The organism is Pseudomonadota bacterium (assembly GCA_013285465.1).
GTDB lineage: Bacteria > Pseudomonadota > Alphaproteobacteria > Micavibrionales > CSBR16-224 > CSBR16-224.
This window is the reverse complement of record CP053449.1, coordinates 1,470,572-1,486,590: the sequence shown is the minus strand read 5'-3', so window position 1 is coordinate 1,486,590 and position 16,019 is coordinate 1,470,572. Positions and strand designations below refer to the sequence as shown.

Sequence of the window (16,019 nt, the reverse complement as noted above, 5' to 3'; positions counted from 1 at the left end):
AATAAAAACGAAAGAGTTTAAAACATGGTTCTTGCGCAGGCAAAAGAGCAGATTGTCGCAGGCCCCGAAGCTTTGAACGGGGAACCTTATGCATCACAGCGCGCGGATTTTCTTGCGCGTACCGGTTTGGAGAATGTGACGCTGGAGCCGTTGCCTGCCCATGCCTCCTATCGCCGTTATTACCGCGTTCATGGCGGGCCGCGCCCGCTGCTGGTGATGGATGCGACGCTGGATGTAACAGAGCCGCTGATGTGGTTTGTCACGGTGGATCAGCATTTGCGCAGTCTTGGTCTGACGGCACCGGAAATCTATGACTATGAAGCAACGGAGACGCATGAGCTGGCACTGCTGGAGGATTTCGGTGATGACACCTATGATGTGCTGATTGATAAAGGTGCCGACCCGATGCCGTTCTACGAAAAGGCGATCGATGTGCTGGCCTATCTGCATAATCATGCTGATGCGGCAAAGGCCGATGTTTCCGCCTATACGGTGGAGCGGATGCTGAATGAAGCCGAGAATACGATTAACTGGTATGCACCTGCTGCGCGCGGCAGCGGCGTCAGTGATGAGGCGCGCATTGCCTACCGCCAAATCTGGCAGGATATTCTGGAGACTATGCCGCCGGTGCAGGACAGCATTGTGCTGTATGATTACATTTTCAACAATATGATGCATGTCCCGGGACGGGACGGCTTGAATGATTGCGGTTTGCTCGATTTTCAGGCGGCGCGGATCGGTCCTGCCGTTTATGATGTTGTGTCATTACTGGAAGATATCCGCCGTGATCTTGCGCCGGAGGCGTTTCAGACGCTGCGCCGCCGCTATCTGGATCAGGCGCGCATCACGGAGACGGAAGAGGAATTCGATCTCTGGTTCTCGGTCATGACGACACAGCGGCATTGCAAAAATTTCGGAAATCTCGTAAGGCTGTTCGTCCGTGACGGCAAGCCGCAATTGCTGAAATATATTCCGCGCATGCGGAATTTCGCATGGCAGCATCTGCAAAAACCGGAACTGGCTGCTTTGAAAAACTGGTTTGTCGAAAACGATATCGATTTGACGCAAGATTTGAAAGAGGGATTTGAACATGCAAACGGCTATCCAAAGCGATAACAAAACAGCAACGCCGGAACTGACGGTTGCGAACCGTCTGAAGGCGGTAAAACCGTCGCCGACTTTGTCGCTGATTGCGGTCGCACAGGAATTGAAAGCGCAAGGCAAGGATGTCATCGGGTTGTCGGTCGGCGAGCCGGATTTCGATACACCCAAACATATCTGTGATGCGGCCAAAACTGCGATGGATAACGGCGATACGCGTTATACGCCCGTGCCGGGAACGCTGGCGCTGCGCGAGGCCGTCTGCCGCAAATTCAAACGCGACAGCAATCTTGATTACACGCCCGATCAGGTGATCGTCGGTACAGGCGGCAAGCAGGTTTTGTTCAATGCGTTGATGGCAACACTGAACCCCGGCGATGAAGTGATTATTCCTGCGCCTTACTGGGTTTCTTATCCTGATATGGTGCTGATCGCCGAAGGTAAGCCGGTAATCGTCCCTTGCGCGATGGAAAACGGTTTCCGTTTGAAACCCGAAGATCTTGAAGCGGCGATTACGCCGAAAACACGCTGGGTGATGCTGAATTCTCCCAGTAATCCGACAGGCTCTGCCTATACCGAAGCGGAAATGAAAGCGCTGACCGATGTGCTGGTGCGCCATCCGCATGTCTGGGTGATGAGCGACGATATTTACGAGAAGCTGGTCTATGATGACTATAAATTCATCACGCCTGCCCAAATCGAACCGCGCCTGAAAGACCGTACATTGACGGTAAACGGCGTGTCCAAAGCTTATGCCATGACCGGATGGCGGATCGGCTATGCCGCGGGGCCTGTGCCGTTGATTAAGGCAATGTCGAAATTGCAGGGGCAAAGCACTTCCAACCCGTCTTCAATCAGTCAGGCTGCAGCACTGGCCGCGCTGGACGGACCGCAGGAATTTCTGGCGGATTGGTGCGACTCCTTTAAAAAACGCCGTGATCTGGTTGTTGAGATGCTGAATAAAGCGGAAGGTCTGTCCTGCATCGTGCCGGAAGGGGCTTTCTATGTCTTTGCCAGTTGCGAAGGGACCATCGGCAAAAAGACACCGGACGGACAGGTGATTGAGACGGACGAGGATTTTGCGCAATATCTGCTGAAATCCGAGAATGTCGTGACGGTACATGGAGAAGCTTTTGGACTTTCACCGTTTTTTCGTGTATCATATGCATTATCAGAAGATGTTTTGGAAAAGGCCTGTCTGCGAATCCAGAAGGCCTGCGCGGCGCTCACTTAAGTCGTCGCATTTGAACGAAAGGGGAGAAGATGTCTGATACGGAACACGAGATTGAAAAGAAAATCCTCGTTTCTCCTGCGGAAATGGAAGCGGTTTATAATAAACTGTCCAAAGACGCTGTCGACGGCAAGCTGAAAACCAAACATCGCCCCCGTGCTTATTATGATACAAAAAAACACCGCCTGCAGGAGCAGAAAATGGCGCTGCGTGTCCAGTACAAGGACGGTGTCGGCTATGAACAGACTTTGAAATATCAAGTCGCGGGCGATGATGAAGCCGTGATGTCCCGTGTCGAGGTCAAGGATGTCCTTGGCGAGAAACTGCAGGAGCCCGATCTCGCACTGATTGACGACAAAGAGGCAAAAAAGCGTCTGGAAGGTCTGGAAGGCAAAAAATTGCGCCATATTTTCACGGCAGATGTGCATCGCCGTTATTTCTCCGTCCCCGTCGTGGTGGCGGGCGAGGAGGTCGGGGTCGTTGAACTGGCTTTTGATAAAGGTGCGGTGACACATGCAAAAGACAGCGACCGCCGTGTGAAGATTTCTGAAATCGAAGTGGAGCTGAAATCCGGTGATCCTGCCGCGGTTGATATTATGTGCCAAAAAATTCTGGACATGGCACCGGGGGCTGAGCTCAGTGCGGTTTCCAAGGCGGAATTCGGCTACGGCCTTGATGATGAACGCCGCGCTGAAAAGCAGCAGAAGAAGGCAGCGAAGGAGGCTGCGAAAACCGCAAAAAAGCAGTTAAAGGATGCGGCGCGGGAAACCCCGAAGAGGCCTAATCCGAACCCCGGTCCCTGATCCTGAAAACATCAATGCAAAAACACATGACCTGCGTAAAACACGCTTGCAATTCTTCCGAATATCCGTTACAACGTGCATAGTTTTTATATTTCCCTGACATTATCGCAACGAAGATACCCGCACAGCGGGCCGCGGGATGTTCAAGAGAAATAAGAGAACGGCAGAAGGAGCGTAGCTCAATTGGTAGAGCACCGGTCTCCAAAACCGGGGGTTGCGGGTTCGAGTCCCTTCGCTCCTGCCAGTTCTTTAAAACATAGGAAATGCAACGAGGAAGATAAAATGGCGAAATCATCAGGACGTGGTCCGGCGCAATTTATTCAGGAAGTGAAACTGGAAGGTGCGAAGGTGACCTGGCCGACAGCCAAGGAAACACGTATTACCACGATTGTGGTATTTCTGATGGTTATTTTTGTCGCGCTGTTCCTGTTTTTTGGGGATTGGCTCATTTCCCTCGGCATACAATTTGTTCTGGGCATAGGAAGCTAAGGTTAGAGAGACGATAATGGCAAAAAACTGGTATGTACTGCACGTTTATTCGGGCTTTGAGAAAAAAGTGGCGGACGCCATCAAGGAAACTGCGAAAAAGCAGGGGCTGTCCGAGGCGATTGAGGAAGTGCTTGTTCCGATGGAAGAAGTCGTTGAAGTGCACCGCGGCCAGAAGGTCAATGCAGAGCGTAAATTCTTCCCCGGCTATATCCTGATTAAAATGGATATGAATGACGATGCCTGGCATCTGGTGAAAAACACGCCGAAAGTCACAGGCTTTCTGGGTGGCGGCGGCAGCAAGCCTTTGCCGATCAGCGAGAAGGAAGCCGCGCATATCATGCATCAGATTCAGGAAGGTGCCGAACGTCCGCGTCCGACCATCAGCTTTGATATCGGTGAACAGGTACGTGTCTGTGACGGTCCGTTCAACTCTTTCAACGGTGTTGTTGAGGAAGTGGATGAAGAGCGTAGCCGTCTGAAAGTACTGGTTTCGATCTTTGGACGTTCCACGCCGGTCGAGCTGGAATATACGCAAGTTGAAAAAACGAGCTAAGGGAGACCTGTTCGATGGCGTTGTCCCGCGATGAAGCAAAAAAAGTCATGGAGTCGCTCTCCGACACATTTATGAAATCAGCGCGCGCTTTTGACGAGAACGGGGTGAATATTGTCGGCATTACCAATTCGGATGTCGATTGGCGCGACCCGGCTGTTTATGTCGGTACAAAAGGCCCTCTGTCGCAGGAGCTGAAGCAGGAAGTGGAAGATTGCGCGGAAAAGGTTCTGGGGCGCAAAACGACACGCGGAGAGCTGCTTTTTCAGGTCAATGGCGGCTATAAATCTCTTTAATCTATAAAAATCCGCCTGCAAAACACGAAAAGCTTGAAAAAAAGCGTTTTCACTGTTGCATATTTTTGGAAAATAACGTAAATTCCGCAAGCCTGCTGAAAGAATCAGGCGCGTTCTCCATTTGTGGAGGATAAAAAAACAAGAAAAACAGCCCTGTGGGAGGTTGCTCTTTCAAAGGCCAGATAGAGACCGCACCACATCGGCGATAAAATACTCGCAATACTTTTAAGGAGTAGAATAATGGCGAAACCCAAGAAAAAGATTGCCGGCGTCCTGAAGCTTCAGGTTCCTGCCGGTAAAGCAAACCCGTCACCGCCGATCGGCCCCGCGCTTGGTCAGGCCGGTGTAAATATTATGGATTTCTGCAAGGCTTTTAACGCCGATACCCAGAACATGGAACCCGGCGTGTTGCTGCCGACCATTATTACGGTTTATGCGGATCGTTCCTTTACCTTCATCACGAAAAAGCCGACGGCGTCTTACTATATTATGAAGGCTTTGAAGCTGAAAAAAGGCGGAACGGCTCCCGGACGCGAAGTTGCGGGAGAGATTACATGGGATCAGTGCCTTGAAATCGCACGTGAAAAAATGCCCGACCTGAACGCCAATGACGAAGAGAATGCGGCACGTATTATTGCCGGTTCCGCTCGTTCCATGGGCCTTGAAGTCATCGGTGCGAGATAAGGGGGGCAGGAAACATGGCACGTCACTACGGAAAACGTTTGAAAAAAGTTTATGAAACCCGCGATCCGATGCTGGAAGTCTCTCTGGAAGAGGCTGTAAAAGCAGCGAAAGCAAACGCAACGACCAAATTCGACGAGACGATCGATATTGCGATCAATCTCGGTGTTGATCCGCGCCACTCGGACCAGAATGTCCGCGGTATGGTGCAGCTGCCGAATGGTACGGGTAAAACCGTCCGTGTTGCTGTTTTCGCCAAAGGCGACAAAGCGGAAGAAGCGAAAAAAGCCGGTGCCGATATCGTCGGTGATGAAGACCTGGCAGCGAAAATCCAGAAAGGCGAGATCGACTTTGACCGTTGTATTGCCACGCCGGATATGATGCCGCTGGTCGGTCGTCTCGGTCAGGTGCTGGGTCCGCGCGGTCTGATGCCGAACCCGAAACTGGGAACGGTGACGCCGGATGTCGTCGCGGCTGTTGAAGCAGCCAAAGGCGGCGCGGTTGAGTTTCGCGCAGAGAAGGCCGGTATCGTACATGCCGGTATCGGTAAAGCCAGCTTCTCTGAAAAGCAATTGATTGAAAATGCCGGAGCATTTGTTCAGGCGATTATAAAAGCCAAGCCCTCGGGAGCAAAAGGAAATTACTTGAAGAAAATTTCCCTTAGCTCAACGATGGGACCGAGCTATCGCATCAACATCGAAACAGCCACACAGCAGGCTGCGTAAGAGTAAGAGGCGATAAAACAGTTTTGCCGCCCGTTTTTTCGGACTTGTTTCGGGAAAACAGACGGTAAAAAAAACCTGTCCAAGACCACGGGTGTCCGAAAAATTTTAAGGACTTAATCGGCAAGCCGACCTGTATAGATAGGAAAAGAAAAAGTTTCATCACTGTGACCGCTTTGGTTTTAGGCGATGGGCGTTTCTTTTTCGGGCAGGGAATAAACCGTGAAGAACAGCTTGAAGGTTTTGGCCTGAAAAGCGGATCTTCGCAGTGTACAACCCGCCGGTGTTTGAAAAAGCATTGGCATAAACCGAACGGAGAATGTCCGTGAATCGTGCACAAAAAAAACAAGCGGTCGCAGACCTGCATCAAATGTTCGAAGAGAACGAACTGATTGTGGTTACACACTACAGCGGTTTGACTGTCGCTGAAATCAGCGAACTTCGTACAAAAATGCGGGAAAACGGCGCAAGCTTTAAAGTGACGAAAAACACGCTCGCAAAAATTGCGCTCGACGGAACGCGGTTCGCTGCTATGTCTGACCTGTTTACAGGCCCGACCGGCATGGCCGTTTCCCAAGACCCTGTTGCGGCAGCAAAGGTTGCGTATGAATTCACCAAAGAGAATGACAAGCTGGTCATCATGGGCGGCGCGCTGGGGGAAACAATCCTCGACGCACAAGCCGTTGAAGCACTGGCGAAACTGCCCTCTCTGGATGAACTGCGCAGCAAGCTGGTTGGCCTTCTGGTCGCACCCGCAACGCGTGTGGCAACCGTATTGCAAGCCCCGGCAAGTCAGCTGGCGCGTGTAACGGCGGCCTATGCTGAAAAAGGGTAACAGGCGCGAGAAAAAAGCAATGATGCGTGTTTCTCACGAATAAAGTTTGAAGAAAAAAATATTAACCGACTAAAAATAGAGCTTGATTAAAGGAGTAATTTAAAATGGCTGATCTTGCAAAAATCGTTGACGATCTGTCCGCACTGTCCGTAATGGAAGCGGCTGAACTGTCGAAACTTCTGGAAGAAAAATGGGGCGTTTCCGCCGCTGCTGCACCGGTTGCTGTTGCTGCCGTTGCCGGTGGTGCTGATGCCGCTGCTGAAAAAGATGAATTCGACATCATTCTGGCTGCTGCCGGTGCACAAAAAATCAACGTCATTAAGGAAGTTCGCACAATTACAGGTCTTGGCCTGAAAGAAGCGAAAGACCTCGTTGACGGTGCGCCGAAACCTGTGAAGGAAGGCGTTGCCAAAGCGGAAGCTGAAGAAATCAAGAAAAAACTGGAAGAAGCAGGCGCAACCGTAGAACTGAAGTAAGACGTTGCGTAGCTATTCTTACCAATAAATGTTGGAAGGTGGCAACAGGACAATATGACCTGTTGCCCCTTTCACCGTTTTTTATATAACGGCATAAGTGTTTTAAGGGCAGAAAAGATCGTGTGTTATCACAGCACAAGAGATGGGGAGATCAAGGGGCGTGTTTTAAACCGCAGTTTTTATTAAAGAACCGCAGCTTCCAGGCAATAGTAGCAGGAAGGCGTGCGGTGTTGTCGTATCTAAAGATTAACACGATAAACGGTGTTGCCAAGTTGCAGCAAAGGGGAAAAAATAATGAGTGCAAAGAAACCAGCAATTCAATCCGTCAACCACAGCTTTACAGGCCGCAAACGCGTACGCCGCAGCTTTGGTAAAATCGGCGAAGTCTGCCAGATGCCGAACCTGATCGAGGTTCAGCGCAGTTCCTACGAAAAATTCCTGCAAATGGACATTCCGGCCAGCCAGCGTGCGCGCGAAGGTCTGGAAGAAGCTTTCAAAACAATTTTCCCGGTGCGTGACTTTTCCGAGCGCGCCGAAGTTGATTTCGTCAAATACGAGCTGGAAGAGCCGAAATATGACGTTGAGGAATGTCAGCACCGCGACATGAATTATGCTGCGCCCCTGCGTGTGACGTTGCGCCTGACGGTCTTTGACATTGATGAAGATACGGGCTTGCGTTCGATCCATGACATTAAAGAGCAGGATGTCTATATGGTAGACATGCCGCTGATGACTGAAAACGGTACATTCGTGATTAACGGAACCGAGCGCGTGATCGTTTCCCAGATGCATCGCAGCCCGGGTGTTTTCTTTGACCATGACGGCGGTAAAACGCATTCTTCCGGTAAATACCTGTTTGCCGCGCGCGTTATTCCCTACCGCGGTTCTTGGCTTGATTTTGAATTTGATGCCAAAGACGTTGTTTATGTCCGTATTGACCGCCGCCGCAAACTGCCGGTGACAACGCTGCTGATGGCGCTGGATAATGAAGAATCCGCAAAATACCGTATCAAACAGCTTGAATCCGGTAAGCCTGTCGAGCCCGATAAAATTCAGGGCATTACGAAACAGGAAATTCTGAATCTCTTCTACACCACGATCGCTTACAAGAAAACCAAAGACGGATGGGTCTGCGCCTATGATCCCGAGCGTTACCGCGGCGTGAAGCTGGGTTACGATCTGGTTGACGCGAAAACCGGAAAGGTTCTGCTGGATGCCGGTACGAAAGTCACGGCACGCAAAGCGAAAATGCTGGCCGAAGACGGCTTGAAAGAGCATCTGGTTACGGCAGAAGAACTGTGCGGCGCCTTTGTCGCCCATGACATCGTTGATGAAAAAACCGGCGAAGTCCTGTTTGAAGCCGGTGACGAGCTTGAGAAAAAGTCTTTCAAAACGCTGGAAAAAGCCGGTCTGGATGTTCTGGATATTCTTGCCATTGACGGCGCGAATTCCGGCCCCTATATCCGCAACACGCTGGCAGTTGATAAATGCACCAGCCGCCTTGACGCGCTGATGGATATTTACCGCGTGATGCGTCCCGGCGAGCCGCCGACGCTGGAATCCGCCGACGCATTGTTCCAAAGCCTGTTCTTTGATCCGGAGCGTTATGATCTCTCTGCCGTTGGCCGCGTTAAAATGAATGCGCGCCTTGACATGGAAACCGATGACCAGCTGCGTGTTCTGCGGAACGAAGACATTCTGGCCATTCTGAAAATCCTTGTCGATCTGAAAGACGGTAAGGGCGATGTGGATGATATTGACCACCTTGGTAACCGTCGTGTCCGCTCGGTCGGTGAGTTGATGGAAAACCAGTTCCATCTCGGTCTGCTGCGTATGGAGCGTTCGATTCGCGAGCGTATGGGTTCTGTCGATATCAATACGGTTATGCCGCATGATCTGATTAATGCGAAGCCGGTGGCATCTGCTGTCCGTGAATTCTTCGGCTCTTCGCAGCTGTCGCAGTTTATGGATCAAACCAATCCGCTGTCGGAAATTACGCATAAACGCCGTCTGTCGGCGCTTGGACCGGGCGGTCTGACGCGTGAGCGTGCCGGTTTTGAAGTCCGTGACGTTCACCCGACCCATTATGGCCGTATCTGCCCGATTGAAACGCCGGAAGGTCCGAATATCGGTCTGATCAACAGCCTGTCCACCTATGCGCAAGTCAACCAATACGGCTTTATCGAAAGCCCGTATCGCCGCATTAAAAACGGCAAAGTGACCGATGAAGTTGTTTATATGTCGGCCATGGAAGAGGGCAAATATACGATTGCTCAGGCCAATGCCGAGCTGGATGGAAAAGGTGCCTTTGTACAGGAGCTGGTTTCCTGCCGTATCAACGGTGAGAACGTGATGTCGCCGCGCGATGCGATTGACTTTATCGACGTATCACCCAAACAGATGGTATCTGTTGCTGCGGCGTTGATTCCCTTCCTTGAAAATGACGATGCCAACCGTGCCCTGATGGGGTCGAACATGCAACGTCAGGCCGTACCGCTGCTGCGCGTTGATGCGCCGCTGGTGGGGACGGGTATGGAAGCAACAGTCGCCCGCGATAGCGGTGCTGCCGTAACGGCACGCCGTGACGGTGTCGTCGATCAGGTTGATGCACAGCGTATTGTTGTGCGCGCTACAGACATTAAAGAAGATGACCGTTCGACAGTTGATATCTACACTTTGCGCAAATTCCAGCGTTCCAACCAGAACACCTGCATTAACCAGCGCCCGCTGGTCAAAGTCGGTGACGTGGTAAAAGCCAGCGACATTATCGCCGATGGCCCGTCCACAAGTCTGGGTGAACTTGCACTGGGCCGGAACGTTCTGTGTGCCTTTATGCCGTGGAACGGTTACAACTTTGAGGATTCGATCCTGATTTCCGAGCGCATCGTCCGCGATGATGTTTACACCTCGGTGCATATCGAAGAATTCGAGGTTATGGCGCGTGACACCAAACTGGGTCAGGAAGAAATCACCCGTGACATTCCGAATGCCGGTGAAGAAAGCCTGCGTCACCTGGATGAGGCGGGTATCGTTTATATCGGTGCTGAAGTGTCTCCGGGCGATATTCTGGTCGGTAAAGTGACACCGAAAGGTGAAAGCCCGATGACGCCGGAAGAAAAACTTCTGCGCGCCATCTTTGGTGAAAAAGCTTCTGATGTGAAAGACACGTCACTGCGTTTGCCCCCCGGTGTTGCCGGTACGGTTGTTGATGTACGCGTCTTCTCTCGCCGCGGCGTTGAGAAAGATCAGCGTGCGATGGCGATTGAGCGTGAAGAAATCGCCCGTCTGGCAAAAGATCGCGATGACGAGCGCAGCATTTACGAGCGTGGCTTCTACCGCCGTCTGAAAGATGAGCTGGTCGGAAAATCACTGGTGAAAGCCGCTGCCGGTATGAAAAAAGGCCACAGCATCAAGGCAAGCGACCTTGAAGGTTTGAAGAAAACCGAGCTGCGTGCAATCGTTGTCGACCATGAAAAGACCATGGAAAATATCGAAGAAATGGGTATCAGCTTTGACAAAGCGATCGAAGACCTGAATAACCGCTTCGAAAACAAGGTCGACAAACTGCAACGCGGTGCCGAACTGATGCCGGGCGTGATGAAGATGGTGAAAGTCTTCGTTGCCGTGAAACGCAAAATGCAGCCCGGTGATAAAGTTGCCGGACGTCACGGAAACAAAGGTGTTATTTCGAAAATTATGCCGATGGAGAACATGCCGTATCTGGAAGACGGTACGCCTGTTGATCTGGTTCTGAACCCGCTTGGTGTACCGAGCCGGATGAATGTCGGTCAGATTTTGGAAACGCATCTGGGCTGGGCCTCCGCACAGCTTGGTAAGCAGATCGGTGAAGTTCTGGACCGCATCTATGATGCGCAGGACCGCAACGATGCCAAAACCGAAACACAGGCGCGCAAGGATCTGCAGAGCAAACTGCAGGATGCTTATGGCGAGGAGACATTCAAAACGGACATCAAAACCCTTGATGACAAAGAACTGCTTGAAATGTCTGATAACCTGCGCGGCGGCGTTCCTTATGCGACACCTGTTTTTGACGGCGCAAACGAAGCCGACATTAACGTGTTGCTGGAAAAAGCCGGTCTGGATGTATCGGGGCAGGTGACACTGACGGACGGACGGACGGGCGAACAATTCGACCGTAAAGTCACCGTCGGTTACAAATATCTGCTGAAACTGCACCACTTGGTGGATGACAAAATCCACGCGCGTTCCATCGGACCGTATTCTCTTGTTACGCAGCAGCCGCTGGGCGGTAAAGCCCAGTTCGGTGGCCAGCGCTTCGGGGAGATGGAGGTCTGGGCGCTGCAAGCTTACGGTGCAGCCTATACGTTGCAGGAAATGTTGACGGTCAAATCGGATGATGTCGCCGGACGGACAAAGGCTTATGAGTCGATTGTTCAGGGCGAAGATACCTTCGAGATCGGTATTCCGGAATCCTTTAACGTCCTGATCAAGGAATTGAAGGCTCTGGGTCTGAATGTTGACCTGAAACAGAGCGGTTTGTAAGCCGAAAAAGGTTATCGACAACAACAAAAGCGTTACTCAAGATTTTTTAGGAGACGAGACGATGAATGAAGTGATGAATCTTTTCGGCCAGGTCAGCGGCCCCCAGAGCTTTGACCAGATTAGAATTTCCATTGCAAGCCCGGAACAGATTTTGTCCTGGTCTTACGGTGAAATCAAAAAGCCGGAAACCATCAATTACCGGACATTCAAACCGGAAAAAGACGGCCTTTTCTGTGCCCGTATCTTTGGCCCTGTAAAGGATTACGAATGTCTTTGCGGCAAATACAAGCGCATGAAATACAAAGGCATTATCTGTGAGAAATGCGGCGTTGAAGTGACGCTGTCAAAAGTCCGCCGCGACCGTATGGGGCACATCCAGCTGGCTGCACCGGTGGCACATATCTGGTTCCTGAAATCCCTGCCCAGCCGTATCGGTCTGATGATGGATATGACGCTGAAAGATCTTGAAAAAGTTCTGTATTTCGAAAGCTATATCGTGATTGATCCGGGCTTGACGGCACTGAAGCCGAACCAGATTATTTCCGAACAGGAATATATGGAGATGCAGGATGAATACGGCGAAGACAGCTTCCAGGCCGGTATCGGTGCTGAAGCGCTGCGCGAAATTCTGCTGACGGTCAATTTGGAAGACGAACGCGTGAAAGTTGAAACGGAACTGGCGGAAACCAATTCCGAAGCCAAACGCAAAAAGCTGATCAAGCGCTTGAAGCTGCTGGAAGCCTTTATTGCATCCGGTACGCGCCCGGAATGGATGATTCTGGACGTTGTTCCGGTTATTCCGCCGGAACTGCGCCCGCTGGTGCCGCTGGATGGCGGTCGTTTTGCGACATCTGATCTGAATGATCTGTACCGCCGCGTGATCAACCGTAACAACCGTTTGCAGCGTCTGATCGAACTGCGTGCGCCGGATATCATTATCCGGAACGAAAAACGGATGCTGCAGGAAGCTGTTGATGCGTTGTTTGACAATGGCCGCCGCGGTCGCGTTATTACCGGCACGAACAAACGGCCTCTGAAATCTCTTTCCGATATGCTGAAAGGGAAGCAAGGTCGTTTCCGTCAGAACCTGCTTGGTAAACGTGTCGATTATTCCGGCCGTTCGGTTATCGTGGTTGGTCCGGAGCTATTGCTGCACCAATGCGGTCTGCCAAAGAAAATGGCGCTGGAACTCTTCAAGCCGTTTATCTATAACCGTCTGCAACTTTACGGACTTGCCAATACGGTCAAAGCCGCGAAAAAGATGGTCGAGCTGGAACGTCCGGAAGTATGGGATATCCTCTCCGAAGTTATCCGTGAGCATCCGGTTCTTCTGAACCGTGCGCCGACATTGCACCGTCTTGGTATTCAGGCATTTGAGCCGGTACTGGTCGAGGGTAAAGCCATTCAGCTGCACCCGCTGGTCTGTACAGCTTTCAACGCCGATTTTGATGGTGACCAAATGGCTGTTCACGTACCGCTGTCTGTTGAAGCACAGCTGGAAGCACGCGTGTTGATGATGTCCACGAACAACATCCTGCGTCCTGCCGATGGTAAGCCGATTATCGTGCCGTCACAGGATATCATTCTGGGGCTTTACTATCTGTCGCTTGCGGTGGACGGTATGCCGGGTGAGGGTATGCTGATTACGGATTCCGGTGAATTGCAGCATGCGCTGGATGCCGGTGCCGTCTCTCTGCACGCGAAAGTCAAAGCGCGTTACCACAATGTGGATGCCGACGGCAATGCGACCGTTAATCTGGTCGAAACCACGCCGGGTCGTCTGCTGTTGTCGGAACTGCTGCCGAAAAGCCACGAAATTCCGTTCGAGGTCATCAACCGTGTTCTGACCAAGAAAGAAATTTCCAGCCTGATCGATGTTGTTTACCGCCATTGCGGCCAGAAACGTACGGTTATCTTCTGTGACCGCATGATGGCCACCGGATTCCGTTACGCTTGTAAGGCCGGTATCTCTTTCGGTAAAAACGACCTGATTATTCCGGATGCGAAACAGCCGCTTGTTGATGAAGCGAATGAGCGCGTCAAGGAATACGAGATGCAGTATCAGGAAGGTCTGATTACGAAAGGCGAGAAATACAACAAAGTCGTCGATATCTGGGCAACCTGTACCGACCGCGTTACCGAGAAAATGATGGAAGCGATTTCCGCCCCGGATGAAAACGGGCAGATGAACTCCGTCTATATGATGGCGCATTCGGGCGCGCGTGGTTCCACCACACAGATGCGTCAGCTTGCCGGTATGCGTGGCTTGATGGCGAAACCGTCGGGTGAAATTATCGAAACGCCGATTATCTCGAACTTTAAAGAAGGTCTGTCGGTGCTGGAATACTTTAACTCCACCCACGGTGCCCGTAAAGGTCTGGCTGATACGGCTCTGAAAACGGCAAACTCCGGTTACCTGACGCGTCGTCTTGTCGATGTTGCGCAGGATGCCATTATCTCGCATGTCGATTGCGGCACGGATAAAGGTATTACGCTGAGCCCGGTTATTGAGGGTGGTGACGTGATCGTCAGCTTGTCCGAGCGCGTTCTTGGCCGTACGGCTGCTGTTGACGTGCTGGATCCGCTTTCGGGAACGGTACTCGTTAAAGCCGGCGAAATGATGGATGAGGCAATGTCCGAGCAAATCGAAACAGCCGGTATCGATTCCGTGCTGGTACGTTCTGTCCTGACATGTGAAGCGCCTGAAAACGGTATCTGCGGACGTTGCTATGGTCGTGACCTTGCGCGCGGAACGGAAGTCAATATGGGCGAGGCTGTCGGTGTTATGGCGGCACAGTCCATTGGTGAGCCCGGTACGCAGCTGACGATGCGGACATTCCACATCGGTGGTGCGGCACAGCGTGGTGCGATGCAGACCGCTGTTGAAGCCGCTTTCCCGGCAACCGTCAATATCCGCAACAAAAACATCGTCACCAATAGTGACGGCGTCCAGATCGTGATGTCGCGTAACACCGAAGTGGTGCTGATCGACAAAAACGGCGTGGAAAAAGCAACACACCGTCTGCCTTACGGCGCGAAGCTTCTGGTTGCAGAAGAAGAGCAAGTCAAGAAAGGTGCGAAGCTGGCTGAATGGGATCCGTACACTGTGCCGATTCTGATTGAGAAAGACGGTATCGTCCAGTACAGCGACCTGATGGAAGGCGTCTCGATCAATGAGGAAATGGACGAAGCAACGGGTATCTCTTCGAAAGTTGTCGCCGATTGGCGTCAGCAGCCGAAAGGTGCACAGCTGAAGCCGCGTATCTCGCTGGTCGATAAAAAAGGTAAACTGGTCGTCCTGCCCAGCGGCATGGAAGCCAATTACTACATGCCTGTCGGTGCCATTCTGAACGTTGAGAATGGCGCAGAGGTCAAGGCCGGTGACGTGATTGCCCGTATTCCGCGCGAAACATCGAAAACGCGTGACATTACCGGTGGTCTGCCGCGTGTGGCCGAGCTTTTCGAAGCGCGTCGTCCGAAAGACTTCGCGATCATCTCGGAAATCGACGGTCAGGTCGAATTCGGTAAGGATTACAAGGCGAAACGCCGTATTGTTGTCCGTCCGACGGATGGCAAAGGCGAGCCGAAAGAATATCTGGTACCGAAAGGCAAGCATATTGCCGTGAATGAAGGCGACTATGTCCGCAAGGGTGATGCGCTGATTGACGGTAACATGGTTCCGCATGATATTCTGGCCGCTCTCGGTGTCGAGGCACTGGCGCATTACCTGATTAACGAGATTCAGGAGGTTTACCGCCTGCAGGGTGTTCGTATCAGTGATAAGCATATCGAGGTCATCACACGTCAGATGCTCCAGAAAATGGAGATCACGGAAACGGGTGAAACCACATATCTTGTCGGTGAACAGGTTGACCGTCTGGAGCTGGAAGAAGCCAATGCGAAAATGCGCGAGGCAAGCAAACAGCCTGCGGCGGCGATTCCTGTCTTGCAGGGTATCACCAAAGCCAGCCTGCAGACGCGTTCCTTCATCTCTGCCGCATCGTTCCAGGAAACAACACGTGTCCTGACCGAGGCAGCTGTCAATGGTAAGGTTGACCGTCTGCAAGGCTTGAAAGAGAACGTCATCGTTGGTCGTCTGATCCCGGCCGGTACGGGTTCGGTTGTTCATACGCTGAAACGTATCGCTGCCGAGCGTGACAAAGTCGCGATGGCTGCCCATACGATGATCGAAGAGCAGGCTGCCGAAGCGGCTGTCCAGCTTGAAGATCAGCAGGAAGGCGAAGAAACAACAACCGGAGGCAAAGCCGCTTCCGCGTAACACGCCTGACAAAAAGACAAATAGAGAGCGGC

12 protein-coding genes and 1 tRNA gene are annotated in these 16,019 nt (G+C 51.9%); all 13 read left to right on the top strand.

Annotated features, from left to right (window positions below):
• Positions 1–24: 24 nt before the first annotated feature.
• The 13 genes from HND56_07325 to rpoC all read left to right on the top strand — a co-directional run bounded on the left by HND56_07325 (position 25) and on the right by rpoC (position 15,987).
• The gene (locus HND56_07325) at positions 25–1,116 is read left to right on the top strand and encodes a phosphotransferase (GenBank protein QKK05504.1); all 1,092 of its coding nucleotides are present in this window, start codon (positions 25–27) and stop codon (positions 1,114–1,116) included.
• On the top strand, positions 1,091–2,335 hold the full coding sequence (locus HND56_07320) for a pyridoxal phosphate-dependent aminotransferase (GenBank protein ID QKK05503.1): 1,245 nt from the start codon (positions 1,091–1,093) through the stop codon (positions 2,333–2,335). The genes HND56_07325 and HND56_07320 overlap by 26 nt, the downstream gene beginning before the upstream one ends.
• Before the next feature lie 29 nt (positions 2,336–2,364).
• A complete protein-coding gene (locus tag HND56_07315) occupies positions 2,365–3,135 on the top strand; it encodes a CYTH domain-containing protein (GenBank protein QKK05502.1) in 771 nt (256 codons plus the stop codon).
• A 168-nt stretch (positions 3,136–3,303) separates the two neighbouring features.
• Positions 3,304–3,379 (top strand) — tRNA-Trp (locus HND56_07310).
• 38 nt (positions 3,380–3,417) lie between these two features.
• On the top strand, positions 3,418–3,624 hold the full coding sequence (secE, locus tag HND56_07305; GenBank protein QKK05501.1) for a preprotein translocase subunit SecE: 207 nt from the start codon (positions 3,418–3,420) through the stop codon (positions 3,622–3,624).
• A gap of 16 nt (positions 3,625–3,640) precedes the next feature.
• Positions 3,641–4,177 carry a transcription termination/antitermination protein NusG gene (gene nusG / locus HND56_07300; GenBank protein ID QKK05500.1) on the top strand — a complete coding sequence of 179 codons (537 nt, stop codon included), beginning with the start codon at positions 3,641–3,643 and terminating at the stop codon, positions 4,175–4,177.
• Positions 4,178–4,191: 14 nt separating this feature from the next.
• Positions 4,192–4,470 (top strand): hypothetical protein, encoded by a 279-nt coding sequence (locus HND56_07295; protein ID QKK05499.1) that lies wholly within the window; start codon positions 4,192–4,194, stop codon positions 4,468–4,470.
• Between the two features lie 240 nt (positions 4,471–4,710).
• On the top strand, positions 4,711–5,154 hold the full coding sequence (gene rplK, locus HND56_07290) for a 50S ribosomal protein L11 (protein QKK05498.1): 444 nt from the start codon (positions 4,711–4,713) through the stop codon (positions 5,152–5,154).
• Between the two features lie 14 nt (positions 5,155–5,168).
• Positions 5,169–5,876, top strand: a complete 708-nt coding sequence (rplA, locus tag HND56_07285; protein QKK05497.1) for a 50S ribosomal protein L1 — start codon at positions 5,169–5,171, stop codon at positions 5,874–5,876.
• Positions 5,877–6,198: 322 nt separating this feature from the next.
• Positions 6,199–6,708: a 50S ribosomal protein L10 gene (rplJ, locus tag HND56_07280; protein QKK05496.1), complete on the top strand. Its 510-nt coding sequence runs from the start codon at positions 6,199–6,201 to the stop codon at positions 6,706–6,708.
• A 104-nt stretch (positions 6,709–6,812) separates the two neighbouring features.
• Positions 6,813–7,184, top strand: a complete 372-nt coding sequence (gene rplL / locus HND56_07275) for a 50S ribosomal protein L7/L12 (protein ID QKK05495.1) — start codon at positions 6,813–6,815, stop codon at positions 7,182–7,184.
• A gap of 294 nt (positions 7,185–7,478) precedes the next feature.
• Entirely contained in the window at positions 7,479–11,708 is a 4,230-nt protein-coding gene (gene rpoB / locus HND56_07270; protein QKK05494.1) for a DNA-directed RNA polymerase subunit beta, read from the top strand.
• 61 nt (positions 11,709–11,769) lie between these two features.
• Complete coding sequence (gene rpoC / locus HND56_07265) at positions 11,770–15,987, top strand: DNA-directed RNA polymerase subunit beta' (GenBank protein QKK05493.1); 4,218 nt, start codon at positions 11,770–11,772, stop codon at positions 15,985–15,987.
• Positions 15,988–16,019: the final 32 nt, after the last annotated feature.